The sequence below is a fragment of the Janthinobacterium sp. genome (assembly GCF_009923995.1).
Lineage (GTDB): Bacteria > Pseudomonadota > Gammaproteobacteria > Burkholderiales > Burkholderiaceae_D > Janthinobacterium.
Window position 1 is genome coordinate 32,514 of the sequence record NZ_RFSK01000024.1, and the last position, 19,904, is coordinate 52,417.

General features: G+C 67.0%; 18 protein-coding genes. All 18 read right to left on the bottom strand.

Translation table 11 applies throughout. The features are described 5' to 3' along the window. The gene (locus EBS11_RS13860; RefSeq protein WP_290603523.1) at positions 1–1,443 is read right to left on the bottom strand and encodes an aminotransferase class V-fold PLP-dependent enzyme; all 1,443 of its coding nucleotides are present in this window, start codon (positions 1,441–1,443) and stop codon (positions 1–3) included. Positions 1,444–1,514: 71 nt separating this feature from the next. Continuing rightward, positions 1,515–2,903 (bottom strand): ethanolamine ammonia-lyase subunit EutB, encoded by a 1,389-nt coding sequence (locus EBS11_RS13865; protein WP_290603524.1) that lies wholly within the window; start codon positions 2,901–2,903, stop codon positions 1,515–1,517. Between the two features lie 44 nt (positions 2,904–2,947). Continuing rightward, a complete protein-coding gene (locus EBS11_RS13870; protein ID WP_290603525.1) occupies positions 2,948–4,414 on the bottom strand; it encodes a TIGR01777 family oxidoreductase in 1,467 nt (488 codons plus the stop codon). Next, positions 4,411–5,055, bottom strand: coding sequence for a DUF4166 domain-containing protein (locus EBS11_RS13875; RefSeq protein ID WP_290603526.1), 645 nt, complete (start codon positions 5,053–5,055; stop codon positions 4,411–4,413). Before EBS11_RS13875 ends, EBS11_RS13870 begins: the two co-directional genes overlap by 4 nt. Continuing rightward, the gene (locus EBS11_RS13880; RefSeq protein WP_290603527.1) at positions 5,052–5,615 is read right to left on the bottom strand and encodes a GbsR/MarR family transcriptional regulator; all 564 of its coding nucleotides are present in this window, start codon (positions 5,613–5,615) and stop codon (positions 5,052–5,054) included. The genes EBS11_RS13875 and EBS11_RS13880 overlap by 4 nt, the downstream gene beginning before the upstream one ends. A gap of 67 nt (positions 5,616–5,682) precedes the next feature. Then, positions 5,683–6,801 (bottom strand): acyl-CoA desaturase, encoded by a 1,119-nt coding sequence (locus EBS11_RS13885; protein WP_290603528.1) that lies wholly within the window; start codon positions 6,799–6,801, stop codon positions 5,683–5,685. Further along, positions 6,798–7,913 carry a sterol desaturase family protein gene (locus tag EBS11_RS13890; RefSeq protein ID WP_290603529.1) on the bottom strand — a complete coding sequence of 372 codons (1,116 nt, stop codon included), beginning with the start codon at positions 7,911–7,913 and terminating at the stop codon, positions 6,798–6,800. Before EBS11_RS13890 ends, EBS11_RS13885 begins: the two co-directional genes overlap by 4 nt. After that, a complete protein-coding gene (locus EBS11_RS13895; protein ID WP_290603530.1) occupies positions 7,910–8,548 on the bottom strand; it encodes a phosphatase PAP2 family protein in 639 nt (212 codons plus the stop codon). Before EBS11_RS13895 ends, EBS11_RS13890 begins: the two co-directional genes overlap by 4 nt. After that, complete coding sequence (locus EBS11_RS13900) at positions 8,545–9,849, bottom strand: F390 synthetase-related protein (protein ID WP_290603531.1); 1,305 nt, start codon at positions 9,847–9,849, stop codon at positions 8,545–8,547. The genes EBS11_RS13895 and EBS11_RS13900 overlap by 4 nt, the downstream gene beginning before the upstream one ends. After that, on the bottom strand, positions 9,846–10,676 hold the full coding sequence (locus EBS11_RS13905) for an MBL fold metallo-hydrolase (RefSeq protein ID WP_290603532.1): 831 nt from the start codon (positions 10,674–10,676) through the stop codon (positions 9,846–9,848). The genes EBS11_RS13900 and EBS11_RS13905 overlap by 4 nt, the downstream gene beginning before the upstream one ends. Next, entirely contained in the window at positions 10,669–11,706 is a 1,038-nt protein-coding gene (locus tag EBS11_RS13910; protein WP_290603533.1) for an NAD(P)-dependent oxidoreductase, read from the bottom strand. The genes EBS11_RS13905 and EBS11_RS13910 overlap by 8 nt, the downstream gene beginning before the upstream one ends. Before the next feature lie 10 nt (positions 11,707–11,716). Then, positions 11,717–12,697 carry a 3-oxoacyl-[acyl-carrier-protein] synthase III C-terminal domain-containing protein gene (locus EBS11_RS13915; RefSeq protein ID WP_290603534.1) on the bottom strand — a complete coding sequence of 327 codons (981 nt, stop codon included), beginning with the start codon at positions 12,695–12,697 and terminating at the stop codon, positions 11,717–11,719. Between the two features lie 39 nt (positions 12,698–12,736). Continuing rightward, positions 12,737–13,645: an ion transporter gene (locus tag EBS11_RS13920; RefSeq protein ID WP_290603535.1), complete on the bottom strand. Its 909-nt coding sequence runs from the start codon at positions 13,643–13,645 to the stop codon at positions 12,737–12,739. 93 nt (positions 13,646–13,738) lie between these two features. Next, a complete protein-coding gene (locus EBS11_RS13925; protein WP_290603536.1) occupies positions 13,739–15,451 on the bottom strand; it encodes a cation:proton antiporter in 1,713 nt (570 codons plus the stop codon). A 153-nt stretch (positions 15,452–15,604) separates the two neighbouring features. Continuing rightward, positions 15,605–16,849 (bottom strand): metal-dependent hydrolase, encoded by a 1,245-nt coding sequence (locus tag EBS11_RS13930; RefSeq protein WP_290603537.1) that lies wholly within the window; start codon positions 16,847–16,849, stop codon positions 15,605–15,607. Positions 16,850–16,952: 103 nt separating this feature from the next. Further along, a complete protein-coding gene (locus tag EBS11_RS13935; protein ID WP_290603538.1) occupies positions 16,953–18,614 on the bottom strand; it encodes a GDYXXLXY domain-containing protein in 1,662 nt (553 codons plus the stop codon). Then, complete coding sequence (locus EBS11_RS13940; RefSeq protein WP_290603539.1) at positions 18,611–19,570, bottom strand: DUF2157 domain-containing protein; 960 nt, start codon at positions 19,568–19,570, stop codon at positions 18,611–18,613. The genes EBS11_RS13935 and EBS11_RS13940 overlap by 4 nt, the downstream gene beginning before the upstream one ends. 41 nt (positions 19,571–19,611) lie before the next feature. After that, entirely contained in the window at positions 19,612–19,902 is a 291-nt protein-coding gene (locus EBS11_RS13945) for a DUF427 domain-containing protein (RefSeq protein WP_290603540.1), read from the bottom strand. Between the last annotated feature and the right edge of the window lie 2 nt (positions 19,903–19,904).

Genomic DNA, 19,904 nt, shown 5'->3' on the forward strand with positions numbered 1-19,904 from the left:
TCAGGACAGGCGCGCGGCGCCTAAGCGCAGCACGCCCGCCAGCAGCGCGTCGATATCTTCGGCGCGCGTGCGGTGATTGACGATGGCGGCACGGATGGCCAGCCGCCCGGCGATGGTGGTGGTCGATGGCGCGGCGATGCCCGACTCGTGCAGGTCGGCGACGATTTCGCCGTTGAAGGCGTCGCTGTCGCCATGGAGCGTGCCACGGTGGCGGAAGCAGACGATATTCAGCGTTACGGGCGCCAGCAGTTCCAGCTGCGGCGTGGCCGCGATCCGTTCGGCCAGGTAGCGCGCCAGCGCACAGGTATGGGCGATGGCCGCGCCCATGCGCTCGGCGCCGTGCACCTTGAAGGTAAACCAGGTCTTCAGGGCGCGGAAGCCGCGCGACAGGTCCGGGCCGAAATCGCAGGGCCAGGGCGAGCCGCCCGCCAGGCCCCGCGCTTCGCGCCGCAGATACGCGGCCGGCGCGGCAAACGCCGCCATGTGGCGCGCGCCGTCGCGCACCAGCAGGAAGCCCGCGTCATACGGCACCTGCCCCCATTTGTGAAAATCGAACGCCAGCGAATCGGCCCGCTCGATGCCGGCCAGCAGGGGGGCCAACTCGGGCGAGAGCATGCCCAGCGCGCCATACGCGCCGTCGACGTGGAACCACAGCTGCTCCTGCGCGGCCAATGCCGCCAGCGCGGGCAAATCGTCGATGGTGCCCGTGTCCACGGTGCCGGCCGTGCCGGCGATGAAGAAGGGCCGCAGGCCCGCCGCGCGGTCGGCGGCGATCGCCTGCGCCAGCGCTGTGACGTCGATCTGCTGCCGCGCATTGACAGCGATGCGGCGCAGGGCCGCCGTGCCCAGGCCCGACAAATCCATGGCCTGCGCGATGCAGCCATGCGCGGCGGCCGAGGTGTACGCCACCAGCGGCGCGCCCTGCAAGCCATCTTGCCGGGCCGCCGCGCCCAGCGCCTGCGTGCGCGCCACCAGCACGCCCATCAGGTTGGCCATCGAGGTGCCCGTGACGAAGACGCCGCTGGCCGTGTCGGGAAAGCCGAACAGTTCCGCCATCCAGCGGGCGATCTGGCGCTCCACTTCCACGGGCATCTGGTTGCGCCCGCCCACGTTCGCATTCAGGCCCGCCGCCAGCATCTCGGCCAGCATGCCCACGGGCGTGCCGCCACCATGCACCCAACCCATGAAGCCGGGATGCACATTGCCGACGGCGTAGGGCAGCACGTCGCGCATGAAGCTGGCGTGGGCCTCGCCCAGATCGCCCGCTGCGCGCGGCAGCGGCTGCGCAAACTGCGCGCGGGCGCTGTCCGGCGCCGCCTGCCACACGGGCCGCTGGCGGATCTGCTGCGCATAGTCGAGCATGTCGTCGAGCATCTGGTGGCTTTGCGCGCGAAACGCGTCCCAGTCGTGCGGATCGAGGGAATCGGGGTCGGGTGGCAGCATGGTCGTGTCGGATGGGGAGATCGCCGATTATCGCACCGGCGCGCCCGCGCGGGGTGTCAATTTGCGCCGTTTTACGGCGGCAGCCGTCCAAGCGCTGCCTGGAAAGCGGGCGCCAGCGCGCCGTTCAGGCGGCCCTGCCCGTCGGTGATGTGCATGCGCGCCAGCCAGGCCTCGAATTCGGGCGCCGCGCGCAGGCCCAGCACGCGGCGCGCATACAGGGCATCGTGGAAGGAAGTGCTCTGGTAGCCCAGCATGATGTCGTCCGCGCCAGGCACGCCCATGATGAAATTGCAGCCGGCCACGCCCAGCATGGTCAGCAAGGCATCCATGTCGTCCTGGTCCGCCTCCGCGTGGTTGGTGTAGCACACGTCGCAGCCCATGGGCAGGCCCAGCAGCTTGGCGCAGAAATGGTCTTCCAGCCCCGCGCGCATGATCTGCTTGCCGTCGTACAGGTATTCGGGACCGATGAAGCCGACGACGGAGTTGACCAGCAGCGGCTGGTAGGCGCGCGCCACGGCATACGCGCGCGCCTCGCACGTCTGCTGGTCCATGCCGTGGTGGGCACCGGCCGACAGGGCGCTGCCCTGCCCCGTCTCGAAATACATGACGTTCCGGCCTACCGTGCCGCGCCCCAGCGACAGGGCCGCCGCCTGCCCCTCGGCCAGCAGGGACAAATCGATGCCGAAGCTGCGGTTGGCCGCCTCGGTGCCTGCCACCGACTGGAACACCAGGTCGACGGGCGCGCCGCGGCGGATGGCTTCCAGCGTGTTGGTGACGTGCGTGAGCACGCACGACTGCGTGGGAATCCGGTATTGATCAATGACGGCGTCGAGCAGGTGCAGCAGCGACACCACCTGCGCCACATTGTCGGTGGCGGGATTGATGCCGATCACGGCGTCGCCGCTTCCCAGCATCAGGCCATCGAGAATGGAGGCGGCAATCCCCGTGGCGTCATCGGTGGGGTGGTTCGGCTGCAGCCGCGCCGACAAGCGCCCTTCCAGGCCCAGGGTATTGCGGAAGGCCGTGACGACACGGCACTTGCGCGCCATCAGCACCAGGTCCTGCAGGCGCATCAGCTTGGAGACGGCGGCCGCCATTTCCGGCGTGATGCCGGCGGCCACGCGCGACAGCGCCGCCGTATCCGTCGCGTCGTCCAGCAGCCAGTCGCGAAAGTCGCCCACGCACAGGTGGGAAAGCGGTGCAAACGCGGCACGGTCATGGCTGTCGATGATCAGGCGCGTGACTTCGTCGTCTTCGTACGGCACCGGCGCCTCATTGAGAAAGGTCAATAAGGGCACGTCCGCCAGCGCCAGCTGCGCCGCCACCCGCTCCTGCGCGCTGGCGGCGGCCACGCCGGCCAGCACGTCGCCCGAACGGGGCGGCGACGCTTTCGCCAGCAAGTCCTTCAGGCTGGAAAACTGGTAAGTATGGCTGGCGATCGTATGGCTGAAGCGGGGCATAGATTGAGCTCCAATGCATATCCACTGCCCCATTCTACGCCAGGCTACAGGCTGCGCAGCGCCTCTTCCAGTTGCGGATGACGGAAGACAAAACCGTCGGCAAGCAGGCGGCGCGGCGCGACCCGCTGGCCTTCCACCAGCAATTCCGCCTTCTCGCCCAGCAAGGCGCGCATGACCCACGCCGGCGTGGGCAAGAAGGACGGCCGGTGCAGCACGGCGCCCGCCACCTGGGCGAAGCGGCGCTGCTGAATCGCTTCCGGCGCGCAGAAGTTGTAGGCGCCGCTGACGGCGCCCTCTTCGCTGCGGCGTGCCAGGTGGGCGATGCCGCGGATCACGTCGCGCACGTGCACCCACGTAAGCCACTGCCTGCCGCTGCCCAGCGGGCCGCCCGCGCCGAAGCGGACCGGCAGCAGCATCTGCGGCAGCGAACCCTGGTGGCCGAAGACGAGGCCAAAGCGCATGCAACCCACCTGCACGCCGTACCGTTCCGCCTGGCGCGCGGCCGCTTCCCATTCCTGGCACAGCTGCGACATGAAGATGGCTTGCGGGGCGCTGTCTTCCGTCAATTCCGTCGCATCGCCCTGCGGCTGCACGCCGTAGTAGCCGATGGCCGACGCCGACAGCAGCACGCGCGGCTTGTGCTGCGCGCGGGCGATCCACGCCACCAGGTCCTGCGTCAGCGCTACCCGGCTGCGGCGCAGGGCCGCCTTGCGGGCAGCCGTCCAGCGCCGCCCGACGATGCGCGCGCCGGCCAGGTTGACCACCATGTCGATGCGCTGCGTGGCCGCCAAGTCGCCGAACGACGCGATGCAGCGCACCTGGCCATCAAACGTCCACGCGGCCTGTTTCGGCTGGCGCGTGAGCACCGTCACCGCGTGGCCATCGGCCAGCAGGGCAGCCACCAGCTGCTGGCCGATGAAGCCCGTGGCGCCCGTCACCAGCACGGACTGCGGCGTGCTGGCAAACTGCAGATGTTCTGCCGCTTTTTCTTCCGTCTCCTGCACCGTGCGCCGTCCCAGCTGCCACACGGCATACGCGTCGCGCAGGCCGGACAGGCCCACGCCCACGCCGCACAGGGCGAGGAAGACGCTGAGCCAGCCATACGGCTGCCACACGAGCGCCGTCGGCAAGCTGGCCCACTCGCTGCTGTTCAGGGCCAGCAGCGCGATGAAGGCGCCCGCATTAATCGCCAGCACCGTGTGCGTCACCCGCTCCGTGGCGGGCAGGAGGCGGGTCTGGTCTTCAACGACGAAATCCCACAGGGTCAGCACGATTTCCACGCCAAAGACGATGACCAGTACCCATGCCCAGGCGCCATGCCACTCCCAGGCGGCCAGGCCGACGAACAGCAGGCTGTAGATCAGCGCACGCGTCGCATGAATCGTCAATTCGCGGCGCGCCGACGCCTTTTGCGGCAGCGCCTCCGTGATTTCATGGTGGTAGATGGTGTCGAAGGCGCCCAGGCAGCCTTGCGCTGCCATCAGTTGCAGGGCCAGCAGATGCGTATTCATGGTGTCTCCTTGGGATGCCCGGGCGCGGCGCACTCGCGGAACACGCCCGCCTGGGTGAACGTGGTGCCGAACAGGGCGTGGCGGATCTCGATGCGGATGTTGAATTGCTGCGGCGTGTCGTTGCGGTGGCACAGATAGGTCTTGCCGGGCGTGAGCACACCGGGCAGCGGCAGGCGCCAGCCGAAGATGTCCCAAAAATAGCCGTCGCTGGTGAAGTGCAGGTTGCCCTCTTCCACGTGCAGCAGCAGCTTCATGCCCAGGCCCATGCCCACGTATTCGAGCACTTCACCCTTGGCGCTTTCCGCCATGTAGGAGGTAAAGCGGATGGGGGCGCGCCCGTGCAGGCGGTAGGTGCGCTGCTTGAAGATGAAGGGGCAGCCGGGGCGCGAATAGACTTCGATATCGACGGGGAAATCCGCATCGTCGTAGGGGATCAGGGCGCCGTCGATGAAGGGGCGCGTCAGCCAGCCAAGGAATTTCCCCAGGCGCGAGCTGGACAGTTCGGTGAGTTCGCCCCGGTAGTACAGGGGCCGGCCCGGCGCGGGATTTTTCTCGAAGCGGCGGCGGATATCCGGGTGCAGGGTGAGCCACTGCGCGCCCATCACTTTCCTGAACAGCTCTCCTTCGGACGGCCCGTTCATGACTTGCCCGGTTTTTTCGGTTTTGCCGGCTTGTCGTCCGGGCTGAGGAATTTGGCCACTTTGCCGCCCATGGACAGCATGCGCTGCAGGGTCGCGGGCGGCAGGTTTTTATAGTCGCTGTAGGTACTGCTGAGCATTTCCAGGAAAGCCAGCACTTCGCCCATGCGCTCCAGCGTCGCCGGTGGGATGGCCGCATCGTGCTCGCCCTCGATGGCGCATTCGCGCAGCACCGTCAGGGTGGGATCGATCTCGCGCCGCTTGCGCTCCTCCATGATGACGCGGAAGATCTCCCACACATCCTGCAGGGCGACGAAATGGTCGCGCCGGTCCCCCATCACGTGCGTGATGCGCGCCAGGCCCCAGCTTTGCAATTCCTTCAGGCTGTTGCTGACGTTGGAGCGGGCCACGTTCAGGCTGGCCGCGATGTCTTCCGCCGTCAGGGGTTCGTTGGCCAGGAACAGCAGCGCGTGGATCTGCGCCACCGTGCGGTTGACGCCCCAGCGGGTGCCCATTTCGCCCCAGTGGAGGATGTACTTTTGGGTAGTTGGGCTTAATTCCATTATTTTCTCTAATTTCTGTCGTTACAGAAATATAAGATGAAACGGAAGCCGCGTCAAGCGCGATTCTTCAGGACTGTGCCGGGGGCTGCCCCATGGCGCGCAGGAAGGCTTGCTGCGAGGCGTGCAGCTGGCCGTAGCCCAGTTCGCGGTACACGAGGCCGTGACGGGGCGCCAGCTCCGCGATGATGCGCGCCAGCGCGGGATAGTGGCGGTGGTTCCAGGTGGGGAACAGATGGTGCGTCAGGTGCAGGTTCAGACCGCCCAGCCAGTAGCCGAGCCAGCGCAGGGCGCGCGGCTGCGGCGTCCAGTCGCAGGCCGTGTAAAACGTGTGCTGGTACCAGTCGTGCGGCAGGGTGCCGTCCGGCCCCGGCTGAAAAAACTCCACTTCGGCCCAGTGCGTGCCGAGGATCAGCGCCACCAGCACGCACGAAGCGAGCATCTGCCCGAGGAAATACGCGCCCAGCACCACGCCCCAGCCCATGCCGTGCTGCTGCAGCACCCACATGGGCAGCGCCAGCACCAGCGCCACGTGGCCCAGCTTCCAGCCCAGGAAGGACAGCCAGCCGCGCCAGCCCTGCAGGCGGCTGTGCGCGGCCACGGGCGTCTTACCGAAGCGGTCCAGCCAGTCGCCATACCAGTTCAGATAGGGCAGCGACAGGGCCGCCACCACGGGCCAGTACAGGTATTGATAGCGGTATTGCGGCGACCAGCGCTGGTACGGCGTCTGGCGCAAAAAGGGATTCGGCTCCGTGTCCAGGTCATAGCCTTCCACGTTGGCATAGGTGTGGTGAAAATGCACGTGGCGGATGGTCCAGAAATCCGTGTCCACGCCGACGGGCAGACTCACCAGCCGGATCAGCACGCGGTTCAGCCAGCCCTTGCGGAAGACGGCACCGTGGGCCGCGTCGTGCAGGGTATTCATGGCCAGCGCCATGGCCGTGACCAGGCAGGCCACGTAGCTGGCGACAAACGGCCAGGTGCTTTCGGCATCCAGTGCCAGCACATACAGTCCCACCGTCAGCGCGGCGAGGAACACGGCCTTGCAATGCATGCGCGAGTCGCCAAAGCGGTGCCGGCCCTCGCCCGCCAGGTAGGCATCGGCGCGCGCGCGCAGTTCGCGGCGAAAGGCGGAATCCCGCGCGGGCTGGAAGCGCAGCGGCGGCAGCGACGGGACAGGCTGCGTCACGCGCGCGTCCCCGCCGCGGCGGGCCACCACAGGCGGCGCGCGCCATCGAGGCCATGCGCCAGCAGCGCGGCCAGGAAGACCATGCCCCACGCATCGCGCGCGCCATACCAGCCGAGGAAGACGGCCGGCATGGCCAGGGCGACAGCCACCCAGGCGATGGCGCCCCAGCGGCGCGCATCGGACAGACCGCCCAGCGCCAAGGTACCGCCGAAGATCAGGGCGAACAGGATGGCTTGCTGCGCGCCCGCCAGCGCCGCCTCGTGGTTGACGTAATAGATCACCAGGCCAAACAGGATCACGCCGCCGATGCCGATGAACAGCTCGGACACTTCGAACGTGCCGCGCGACTGCCAGTGGGGAAAGCGCGCGCGCAGCCATGTGAACAGCTTGCCGTTGCTGGCCAGGAGCGGATTGTGCGTCGGTATCATGCCCTTCACGCCATAGCGCATTTCCACGCCGTCGAGCTCCGGCTGGAAGCTGCCGAACAGTTTGTCCCAGATCAACAGGGTGCCGCCAAAATTGCGGTTGATGTAGCGTTTATCGGTACCGTGGTGCACGCGGTGGTGCGAGGGCGTGACCATGAAACGATCGAGGATGCCGGACTTGTTGACCAGCGCATTGTGGTTATAGAACTGCACCGTGTAATGCAGGGACGAGACGACGAGGAAGATTTCCAGCGGCACGCCCAGCACGGCCAGGATGGCGATGAAGGGGAAATTCGTCAGCGAGGAATACCAGGAATTGCGCACGCCCAGCGACAGGTTGAAATGCTCGCCCTGGTGGTGCACCACGTGCACGGCCCACAGCAGGGGGATCTTGTGGTGCAGGCGGTGCATCCAGTAAAAGCACAGGTCCCAGGCAAAGAAGGCGAAGATCCACTGCGCGGCCACGGGCCACTGGTCGACGATGTGCAAATTCACATGGCGCAGCAGCAGGGCAAACGCGGCCACTTCCACGCCGCGAAATACCCACATCAGGATATGCCCGGAATTGAGGTTGAAGATGACGTCTTTCCACGGCACGGGCGTCTGGCGCACCCATTTGAGGATCAGCAGTTCGGCCAGCACGAAGGCCAGCATGATCAAAAATGACAGGGCAAAGGGATTCATCATGATGCGGTTTCAGTGGAAATGACACGGCGCGCCGCCCAGAATACGCGCATTCTGGCCAGCATGCCGCCAGCGACGCCAACAAACAGGCCGGCGGCCAGGTCGATGCTCACATGGCGGCGCAGGGCGATGATGGCGTAGCAGATGGCCACGCCCAGCACCACGGCCAGCGCGGAGCGGAGCCGGTGGCGCCGGTCGCACAGGGCCCACACGCACAGCAGGGTCAATGCGCCATGCAGGGACGGCAGGCAGTTTTGCGCGGAGTCCGCCGCCTGCAGCAGGCGCAGCGCCTGCGTGCTCCAGGCGCCGCCCTCGCCCACGGGCGGATACGCGAGCGTGGTGGGATACAGCAGGAAGACCACGCCGCACATGAGGGCGGAAAGCGCCATGGCGCGCGCCAGCCAGCGCACGCGGGCCGCGTCGGCCACCAGGTAGGCGTAGGGAATCAGGACGAAGAAGGACAGGTACAGCCAGATGGCGGCGTCCGTGTAGGCAATGGCGCGGTCGAGCGCCGTCTCCGGCAGGAGCACGCCCTGCCCTTGCAGCAGGTCGCTGGAAAAATACACGAGGCCGACGCTGCCCCACCCGGCCAGCAAATGCAGCAGGCGGCCGCGTACGGTCATGGAAGTTGGGTTCATGCGGTGGCAAGGCGCCGGATGCGGCGCCGTTTCATGGTGGGGTCAAAGGGAGGCAGGTCGCCGCTCGTCGTCCAGGCCAGGCTGTCGGCGTCCACGCCCAGGCCGCGCAGCACGGTTGCCAGGTGCGCGCGCAGGGCGGCCAGGCCGGCCGCGTCCAGTGCCGCGTGCAGCTGCAGGGCTGCTGCGCCATCTTGCACCAGCCGGTAGTCGGCGTCGGGCGGCAAGGCTTGCGCGAAGGCCCGCGTCAGGACGTCGGCAAACACGGCGACGGGTGCGCCGCCGTGCGCCGGCGGCAAGGATGGCAAGAGCAGCATGTCGTCGCAGCGCCCCTCGATGCCATCGAGCGCGCGCGTGGCGCGGCCGCACGGGCACGGCGTGGCGCGCGCGATCAGGATATCGTCCAGGCGGTAGCGCACGATGGGCTGCGTGATGCGCGTGAAGTCCGTAATCACGGGCACAAAGCGGCGCTGCTCCGCATCGAGCCACTGCGGCTCGACATGCACGTATTCCTCGTTCAGGTGCAGCACGCCATGCTCGCAGCTGCTGGCAAGGAAACCCTCCGTGGCCTGGTAGATTTCATGCACGGCGCCAAACGCCTGCACGATCAGGGCGCGGTCCTGCGCTTCCAGCACTTCGGCGACCGAAATGACTTTTTTCGGCGCCAGCGCCAGGCTGCCATCGAGGACGCGCAAGGCCAGCTGGCGCAGCACCTGCGCCGGCGCGACGATGACGGAGGGTTGATATTGCGCAAGCCGCGCGCACAGGCTGTCGAACGGTTCGAACAGGTCGTAGAAGGCAAAGGTCAGCCACGGCGAGCGCACGGCCGTGTACAGATTGCTGTTCGCGCGCAGGAACAGCGCCACCCGTTCGCCGGAAAACAGGCCGTCGGGCAGCGCCTTGGCCAGCATCACGCCCGCCCACTGCGCCTTTTCGCGGGGGCTGACGGTAAATACGGCGCGCCGCGACGAGGTACCCGACGACAGGCCCACGGTGATGTCGCCCACGGCGGGCGTGAAGTCGCGGCTCTGCTCGGCCGCCATGGCCGCGTCCATCGCCTGCGCCAAGGTCACCCCCTCGGTGTTCATGGCATCGAAATGCTCGAGCATCAGCGCCTTGTTCATCGTCGGCCACTGCGCCAGGGGCAGCTTGCGGTACGGGGCGAAGTAAGCGCTGCGCGCGCACAGCACCTCGGTGAAATGCGCCAGTTGCTTACGCTGGTAGGCGTCCAGCTGCGCGCGGCTGGTGAAACGCAGGCGGCGCGTGCGCCAGTACGACAGCAGCAGCCAGACGATACGCTTCACGGGCGGCCCGCCACAGGAACATAGTCCGCCGTATCTTCATGCGTGATGCGGATGTGCGCATTGCCCGAGCGGTGCAGCTGATGCAGGCGGTTCAGGGTGGCATAGTACGGCGCGCGCTTGTGCTGGATGAGGAAGGACAGTTCCGACGGTCCCCGCAGCTGCTGGAAGCTTTCCGGCACCCAGGCCGCGTCCGACGCCAGCAGGGTCCAGCCGCCCTCCTGCAGTACGAAGGCGCCCAGATGGCCGATGGCGTGGCCGGGCAGGTCGACGATGTAGATCTCGCCCGTGCCGCTGACGTCGCGCCCGTGCGTGAATGGCAGCAGGGCCGCCGGCAAGGCCGTTTCGGGCACGCTTTCCACGAAATCCAGGCGATCGGCGATGTCGTTGGGCAGCAGTTCGGGCACGAAGGCCTGGCGCACGGCGGCCACGCCGGACAGGCCGCGCACGGCATCCCAGCCCGTCCTGGACGCCATCAGCCGCGCGCCGGGAAAGTCGCGCAGGCCGGCGATATGGTCGGCGTGGAAGTGCGACAGCAGCAGGGTGTGGATGTCGCCGGGCGCCACGCCATGCGCGCGCAACTGGCCGTGCAGGGATTCGCTGTCGTCGAAGGCAATCGGCGTCACCCATGCGTACATGCGGTACACGCCCTTCGACGTGGCGGCGCGAAAGTGCTCGGCATAGCCCGTGTCCCACAGGTACAGGCCCGCGCGCGTGGCGATCAGGTAGGCGCGCGAGGGGAAGCAGCGGCTGGCCAGCCCGCTGCCCTTCAGGACCATGCACGAAGGATGCGTGCAGTGGCCGACGCGAAACGCGGTGATGCTAGCCATTGCGCTCCTTGCCAACCTTGTGCGCCGCCGCTTCCTGGCGCATCCACTGGGCCGTCAGGGCGATGCCTTCCTGCAGGCTGACGATGGGGCGGTAGCCCAGCACCTTGCGCGCCTTGGCATTATCGAGCGTCATGTCGAAACTGAGGGCGCCGATGCTGTAGGGCGTGAGCGCCGGTTCGCGGCGCGTGAAGCGCGAGGCGAACTGCATCAGGCGCGCCGCCAGCGCCAGCACGCGGTAGGGCATGCTGACGATGCGGAACGGCTGCTGCAGGTGCTCGCAGAACAGGGTGCGCAGTATGTCGCACAGGCGCGCCGGTTCGCCATTCGTGATGTTGAAGGCGGCGCCCGAGGCGATGGTCTTGTGCACGGTGGCCAGCCACATCGCATGCACGACGTTGTCCACGTAGGTGATGTCGATGGTGGCCGCGCCGCCATTGGGCAGCGGCAGCTTGCCGCCGCGCTGCTGCAGCACGCGGGCCAGGCGCGGGATCAGCACCTGGTCGTGCGGGCCGAAGATGGCGCGCGGGCGCAGGATCACGCACGTCATGCCGCGGTGGCGGTCGACGCAATCCTGCACCAGCTTTTCCGCCGTCGCCTTGCTGCGCGCATAGGCGTTGACAAACTTGTCGGGACGGAAAGTTTCCGGCACTTCGTAGCGGTTGCGGTAATCGAAATAGATGGCCGGCGTGGAGATGTGCACGAAGCGCGCCACGTGCAGGCTGGCGGCCGCGCGCAGCAGCTGGCCCGTGGCCGTGACGTTGGCGGCGATGAAGTCGCGTTCCGGGCCCCACGGCGAGGACAGCGCGGCACAGTGCCAGACGGTGTCCATGCCGCGCACCAGCTCATCGACCTGGCGCGGCGTGGCCTGCGCCAGGTCGAGCGCCACGAATTGCGCGCCCATGCGTTCCAGTTCGCGCCCCACGGCCACGTTGCGGCCGGTGGCGCGCACTTCCACGCCCTGCGCCAGCAGGGTGCGCACGGCATTGCGCCCCAGCCCGCCCGTCGCTCCCGTGACCAGTATCCGCCTCATCGCACCACCTTCACAGATCGAGAATCATGCCGCCGATGGTCAGGCCCGCGGCCGTGCCCATCATCAGCAGACGCTGGCCCGCCACGGCCCGCCCCGTCATCACCGCCTCGTGCAGGGCCGTGGGCAGGGACGCGGCCACCTGGTTGCCATGCGTCTCAAAGATCTTGATGATTTTAGCATCGGGAACGTCAAGGATGCGCGCCGCATGCGCGAGGCCCAGCGGGCTGGCCTGGTGCGGCACGACCACGTCGATTTTTTCCAGTCCGGCGCCCGACTCCTGCATTAGTTCTGCGAGGAAATCCGGCATCACCTTGACGGCCAGGCGGAACACGGCCTTGCCATCCATGCGGAACAGGTAGTCGCCCGGTTCGCAGCCGTTGCGCGGATTGCGCTCGGTGCCGCCGCCGCGGATTTCGCAGTAGCGCCGCCCTTCCGGATACGTACCCATCTTGTAGGCGCGGATGCCGGCGCTGCCATCGCCCCGCTCGACGATGACGGCGGCGGCGCCGTCGCCGAAGATCATCGACGCTTCCGGCTCGCTCCAGTCGACGCCGCGCGAGGCCAGGTCGGACGAGACGATGGCGATGCGCCGGTAGGCGCCGCCGGCCAGCATGGAGGCGGCCACGCGGAAGGCGGCCATGAAACTGAGGCAGCTGGCGTTGACGTCGAAGCTTTGCGTGCCTGGCGGCAAGCCGGCGTGTTCGGCGACAAAACACGCCGTGTTCGGCAAGGCTTGCTCGGGCACGCCGCAGGCGCAGATCAGCAAGTCGATGTCGGTCGGACGCAGGCTGGCATTTTTCAGCGCGTCGCGCAGGGCGGCGGCGCCCAGCTGGCTTTGCGATTCATCGGGCGCGGCGACAAAGCGCGACAACACGCCGCTCTTGCGCAGGGTATAGCCGGGCGGGTGGCCCAGCTTCGCGTCCAGGCTTGCGGAGGTGACGCTGTGGACGGGCACGGCTTTGCCCGTCGCGATCAGGCGAACTGGAATCATGTCGGCCTTAACAAAATAAAGTGAATACGGTTAATGTGGTCAGTCGAGTACCAAAGGCGGCAAGGTGACGCCGCAGTTCTTGCAGAAATTGGCATCATCGTCGAGGCCTTCCTTCAGGCAAGTGGGACAGGTCCGCGTCGTGACCAGCTTGGAACTGCGCTGTACCGTCATTTCGGCACTGATAATGCCGGTAGGCACTGCCAGGATGCCCCAGCCCAGCAGCATCATCAGGGAAGCGATGGTGCGCCCGATGTCGGTGCGCGGCGTGATATCGCCGAACCCGACGGTGGTCATGGTGCTGATGGCCCAGTATATCGACGTGGGGATGCTGCTGTACCCATTCTCCGGCCCTTCCACGACATACATCACAGTACCCAACAGAAAGACCACCATCATGACAAAGGACAAGAAAATGAGGATCTTGCGCCGGCTGGCCAGCAAGGCCCGCCCCAGCACCGTGTATTCGTGCACGTAGGACGTGAGCTTGAGGATACGGAACATGCGCAGCAGGCGCAAAATGCGCACGTCGATCAGCACATGGGCGCCCGGCAGCAGCAAGCCGATGTAGGTCGGCACGATGGCCAGCAAGTCGATAATGCCGAAGAAACTCTTGGCGTAACGCACCGGATGTTGCAGGCACGACAGGCGCGCGAAGTACTCGATGGTAAACAGGATGGTGAAAAACCATTCCAGCCCCGTCAGCCAGGCGCCGTAGCGGGCCGCCACGGAGGCGACACTGCTGAGCACGACCACCGTCACGCTCATCAGGATGGCGCCGATCAGCACCAGGTCGAAGGCGCGGCCCGTGCGCGTTTCCGCCTCGAAAATGACGGTGTAGACCTGCTCGCGCCAGCCACGCTCGGGCTTGCCATATTTCTGTTGCGTTTCCTGCGCGGCAAGCTGCTGCGGCGTCAGGGGTGCCGCCCCGCTCTTCGTCGCGGCTTTCATGGGAATAGTGTGCTCATATACTATTATTGTATAGATAATTGACAAAGCGCGGCCACACGCACGATTGCACCCAGGTTGGCGCGACGGTGTGCGTTACGACAGCTTCTTCGCCAGCAGCACGGCATTGCGCCGGTCGCGCTCGGCCTGCACGATGTCCGCCGCGCGCGCTTCCGTGAGGCCCGCCGTGTGCAGCACGGTGGCCGTCAGCTGCAGCGCCGCTTCCAGCGCCTCGGGCACGACGAGGGTGGCGCCCGCCTGGATCAGCGCCACCGCATGCGCTTCGTCGCGGGCGCGCGCATACACGGGCAGCTGGGGATACTCGCGGCGGATGGATTTGACGGCATGCAGCACGGAGGCCGCATGGTCCATCGTCAGCACCACGGCGGCGGCCCGGTCCGCATTGACCTTTTGCAACAATTCCGCACGCGACGCATCGCCGAAATACACGGGGAAACCGCGCGGATGCAGGGTCGTCACCAGGCGCGCATCGTTCTCGATGGCCACGTAGGCGATATCCTGTTCCGTCAGCACCTTGGCCAGCAGCTGCCCCACGCGGCCGAAACCGGCGATGATGACGGTGCTGCCCTGCGGCGGACGGGCGCCTTCGGCCAAGTCGGCCAGCTGGTGATGGTGGCGCTTTTCCCACCAGTTGCCAAAGCCGCGCGCCGCCTTGGCCAGCGCGGGCGTGGCAAACAGGCTCAGCCCCACCACCAGCATGACGAACTGCGCCACTTGCGGGCTGATCAGTTTGGTACCGAGCGCATAGGCGACGACGATGAAGGCAAATTCGCCGCCCTGCCCCAGCAGCACGCCCGTTTCCACGGCGCGCCCCCAGTGGAAGCCGCCGATGCGGAAAATCACGCTGATGACGAGAGTCTTCAGGAAAAACAGGCTCAGCACGGCCAGGGGAATCAAAATCGGCGACTTGAGGATTTCGCGCACGTCGATCTGCATGCCCACGGACATGAAGAACAGGCCCATCAGCAAACCCTTGAACGGCTCGATCGTCACTTCCACTTCATGGCGGAATTCCGTTTCCGCCAGCAACAGGCCCGCCAGCAGGGCGCCCAGCGCCATCGACAGGCCCGCCAGGTAGGTCAGGCCCGCGATGCCCAGCGTGCTGAGCAGGGTCAGGGCCATGAAGACGTCGGGCTGGTGCTTCTTGACGAAAAACTGGAACAGGGGACGGATGACCCGGCGTCCCAGCAGGTAGATGAGCAGGATGGCGCCAGCCGATTTCACGGCCGCAAAGCTGAGCAGATAGGCCAGGTCGTCGCTGCGCCCGCTGGCGAACACGTCGATCAGGATGAACAGCGGCACCACCATCAGGTCCTGGAACATCAGGATGGAAAAGCCCGCCTGGCCAGCCGGGGTCTGCAGGGAACGCTGGTCCGTGAGCAGCTGCATCACGACGGCCGTGGACGACAGCGACAGCACCAGTCCCAGCACGATGGAGGCTTCCAGCGACAGGCCAAAATAGTACGCGACGCCGCCGATCAGGCACGCGCTGACGGCCACCTGCCCCACGCCCGCGCCGAATACCCAGCGGCGCAGCGCCCACAGCCGTTCCGTGGACAGTTCCAGGCCGATCATGAACATCAGGAACATCACGCCCAGCTCCGCCAGGCCGCTGACCTGTTCCGCGCGGACGAAGGAAAAATACGTCAGCCACGTGAAGTCGCCCGCCCACAGGCCGAAGCCGAAGGGGCCGAACAGGCAGCCGACGGCGAGAAAGCCCAGCACCTGGTTGACCTTCAGGCGTTGCAATAGCGGAATGAAAATCCCGGCCAGGGCGAGAAACAGCAAGGTTTCTCGCAAATACGGTAAGGCGTGCTGCTCTTCCAAAATAGTTCAATCCATGTCAGTGACGGCAAGCATGCCGAATTGGCAATTGTCGCACGCCGGGCCAGGATGGCAAACGCCCGCACCCGATATTTTTGCCGTAAGGCAATAAATTCGCTACGGGTGCTCGTCCCGGGGCAGGCCCAGCATGTCGGCGCGGGGACGGTCCCAGCCCGGCACGTAGGCGGGACACGGCCGCGCGCGGAACTGTTCCAGTTCGACGGTGGTGAAATTGGGCAACATGTCCGGATTGAAACGCACGTCCGTCAGCTTGTTGGCGTTCAGGCGGGGCATGCGGGCAAAGCGGAACCAGGCGTCGGCATAGCAATTGTCTTCCTGTAAGGCGCGCAGGGCGGCCAGGCTGCCCGTCGCCTGGGCCGAGACGGCGATGCCGGGCGCCAGCTGCTGGCCTTGCCTGCCCGTCTCGGCCAGGCCCGCCGGGCAGGCGGCGGGCGCCAGCGACTCGGGCAGCAGGCTCAGGGTGCCGCGCCGCAGGGTGTAGACGTCCGTCTTGCTGTCGAGCGAGACATAGATCCAGCACAGCGGGTTGCTGGGAAACGCCGTCATCGCCACGTCCCACACGCGCGTGCCCGGGTCCAGGCGCTGCACGGCCGCCTCGATGCGCGTGCGGCCCAGGGCCGACGCCACACCCTGCGTGCCGATGAAGGTGGCCGCCAGCGCGAAGGCCAGCAGCAGCGGGCCGGTCCCCCGTTCGCCGGCCCGCCCTTGCAGCACGGCCAGGACCACGCCCAGCCCCAGCAGCACGGCCAGGGACGCGGGCGCCAGGTAGGTTTGATAGGTAAAGAAGCACAGGGCCGCCGCCAGTCCCGCCAGCAGCACGCTTTTGACGATGCCGTAGCGCAAGGACATGATCACGGGCACGCCCAGCAGCACCCAGAACATCGGTTCGACGATGAAGACCATGTCGCCATACAGCCAGCGGCTGTTGAAGGGATAGAACGGGTGCAAGCCATAGGAATTGAGAAAATCCATGCCCATGTGCAGGCAGAATCCCAGCAGCAGGCAAGCCGCCAGGCCCAACCGGGCGGGCACGCTGTCCTTCAGCAGGCGGCGCGCGCCGGGCCACAGCAGCCACAGCAGCGCCAGCAGAAGCAGCGCCTGCGGCAAGGCCAACAGCAGGGTGTGCGTGTGCCCCCGGTGGTGCAGCATGTAGCCGAACGGACGCGGCAGCAGCCTGGTCAGCACCAGGTCCAGGTCGGGCGCGTTGCTGGCAAACCAGGCCGTAAATAAAAACAGCGCACGCCGGGTACGCTGGGCGGGTGGCTGCGGCTCGGGCGGCAGGCTGCGGTGTACCAGTTCGCCGACCCCGAGGCCGATGACCGAATGCGTAATATTATCCATCGGGCAATTTTACAGGATGCGGCCACCCCAAGAGCAAAGGCCGGGGTCGTACCCTCAGGGTACGACCCCGGATTCTGCCATTGGGTTTGTTCAAATCAAGCGTCTACAGCGCCTGTAAATCTTCCCCGCGCATGCCCACCAGCAAGGCGCGGCCATCGGGCAGGACGCGGAACTCGCCATAGCGGGACTTTTCCCAGCGTGCCGCCTCGCCTTCCTTGAAGAACCAGGCATCGCTGACGAGCACCCAGCGCCCGTCCTTCGGCGTCAGTTCGAGCAGGAATTCGCCCGGTGCCAGCGCTTCCTGGGTGTAGGGACGCAGCAGCTCCGCCACGCCCCGCGCATCGCGCCTGGCCACCACGCGGGGCCGGCCGGGGGCATTTTCCACGCTGGCCAAAGTGCTCAGCACGCCGAGGTTGAGGAAATTGAGGCGCATGAAATCGCCCTGCATCAGCGAGCGGGGATCGGCCGGCGCCAGTTCCACGAAGATGACTTCGCCCTTGGCGATCAGCTGTTCCTTTTGCCAGATACCGACATTGGCGACCAGCAGCACCAGCAGCAGGCCCGCCAGCACGCCCAGGCGCACCTGGCGGTTTTGCGCAACCACGGCCGCCGGCCTGTTTTCCACCAGGTGCAGCACCTTGCCGCGCGTGGCCAGCCATGCCAGGGCGCACAGGATCGCGCCGGCCACGGCCAGCAGCGCCGCCTTGCTGGCCAGCGGCCAGGCCAGCTGGTAATAAAAGCTGCCGATGATCCACGCCGCCGCCAGCGCGGCCGCCACGGCCACGCGCGTGCGCCCGCTCGTCAGGCAGTACGCGAGGATCAGCAGCACGGGGCCCAGCGCCGGCATGAACCAGGCCAGCACGACCAGCACCAGCGCCACGCCGATGGCGGGCAACTGGCGCAGCGCCGGCCAGCGCCAGCCCGTCCAGACGGCAGCCGCCACGGCCAGCACGAGCGACACCCCGTTCAGCACCTGCGCATACCAGGCCGCTCCCTGGTGCCGGCTCACTTCGCGCGTCAGCTCGCCGACAAAGCCGCCGCCCACGCTGGCGCCCAGCATGAAGGTCATGCCGGACCAGAAGACCAGGCCCAGCAGCACGGCCAGTATCCAGCCCGTCGACAGCGATTCGAGGAAGGCGGCGATGGGCGCGCCGCGGCCGTCGTTGAAAGCCTGTTTCTGCAGCCAGTGGGCGCCCAGCCACAGGGCCAGGGCCAGCATCCAGGCCAGGTACAGCTGCGTGGGGTCATTCTCGAAAATCCAGTCGCGCCCGCTATCGACGATGCCCAGCGCCAGCAAGCCGCAGGCGACGACGCCCAGCAGCACGCGCAGCCAGTCACGCGGCAAGGCGGCGGCCACCACGAGGCACGCCGCACACAGCAGCAAGGAAGCCGTCTGTGCCGTGCAATCGCGGAACAGCGCATAGCCGAGCAAGCCGCCGCCCACCAGCAGGCACGGCACGGCCAGTTGCTCGACGAACAGCGCCACGCCGCGCATGCGGATCAGCAGCACGGCCACCACCAGCACGATGGCGGCCACGACATACGCGCCGGGACCATGGCGCACGACGCTTTCCAGGCCCACGCCCAGCGCCACGATCAGGGGGATGGCCGCCAGCCAGGCGCCGAAGGCCGTCATCAGCACCAGCGGCCACGGCCGGACATCCTGCCCGGGCCGCACTGTGCTATTGGGCAACAGTCCGGCGCGCGTGGCGTCGGCGATCAGGGTATCGAGCGCATCGTTGCGCTGGGTATTTACGCCGCTCATGCCGCCTCCTGGCGCGTGCGCCACAGGATGCCTTGCACGGTCAGCGCCAGCAGCACGGCGGCGAGCAGGCCCAGCACGACCAGGCTGCCCACTTCGCCGCCATGTCCGTTGAACAATAAATGTGTCATCCCGCCCACCAGCAGGGTGTTGAGGCCCAGGGCCACGGCGCTGAGGCCAAACACGTCAAAGAATTTTCTGGTTGACAACAACACGCCGGCGACGGCCAGCAAGGCCAGGCCCGCCCAGTATGACGAGGCGATGGTGTTGCCGAACAGGGCGCTCACGGCCGAGCCAGTGATGAGGATGGTGAGCAGCACCAGGCCCAGGCGCAGGGCCCAGCTTCCCGCACCCGTCCAGCGCGCCAGCAGGGGCGAGACCAGGGCGCAGGCCAGCAGCACGGCCAGCCAGCCGCTGAAGTAAACGGGCAAGTCATCCGATTCCACGTGCCAGCTGTGGCGCGCGTGAGCCTGTATCCACAGGGTGGCGCCCGTCGAGAATACCAGCATCCACGGCGTCCACAGCACGTCGCTGCGCGCCGCCAGGCACAACGGCAGCGCCAGCGCCGCCCACAGGGCGAACAATTGCCACGGATCGGCGCCCGTCTGGTAAGTCTGGCCGAAATACGCGAACAGCCCGCCGATAGCCAGCAAGGCCAGCAGCAGCAAGGGCACGCGCGCCTTGGGCACGGCGAACGCGCCCAGGCAGGCGGCGGCCAGCACGCCTTGCAGCAAGGCAAAGCGGCCCATGCGGCCCAGGTCTTCCCAGTTGGCGGCGACCCAGAAGATCAGCCCCATGCCCAGCAGCGCGGCACCGAGCACGGCCACACCGCGCGGCAGCCAGTAGGCCAGGCGCGCCGGTTCGCGCTGGAAGCCGGCCACTTCCTGCAACTGCCGGGTTTGTTGGGCATCGAGCGCATGGGCCGAGGCGAGCTGGTACACGGCGAGGCGTAAATCCATCGTCTGCTTTCGTGGTGATTCTATGCTGGTGAAGTAAAAAGTCAGCGCTCGACGCTGACGCCGCGCCAGAAGGCGACGTGGCCGGCAATTTGCTTGGCGGCATCCTTGGGCTGGGGGTAATACCAGGCCGCGTTGGCGTTCACCTGGCCATCGACGACGAGGTCGTAATAGCTGGCCGTGCCCTTCCAGGGACACACGGTGGTGTGGCTGCTGGGACGCAGGTATGCCTGCTGCACGGCAGAGAGGGGGAAATACACATTGTTTTCGACGAGCTCTACCTGATCGTCGGTGGCTTGCGCGATGACGGCGCCATTCCAGCTGGCTGTTGGCATTT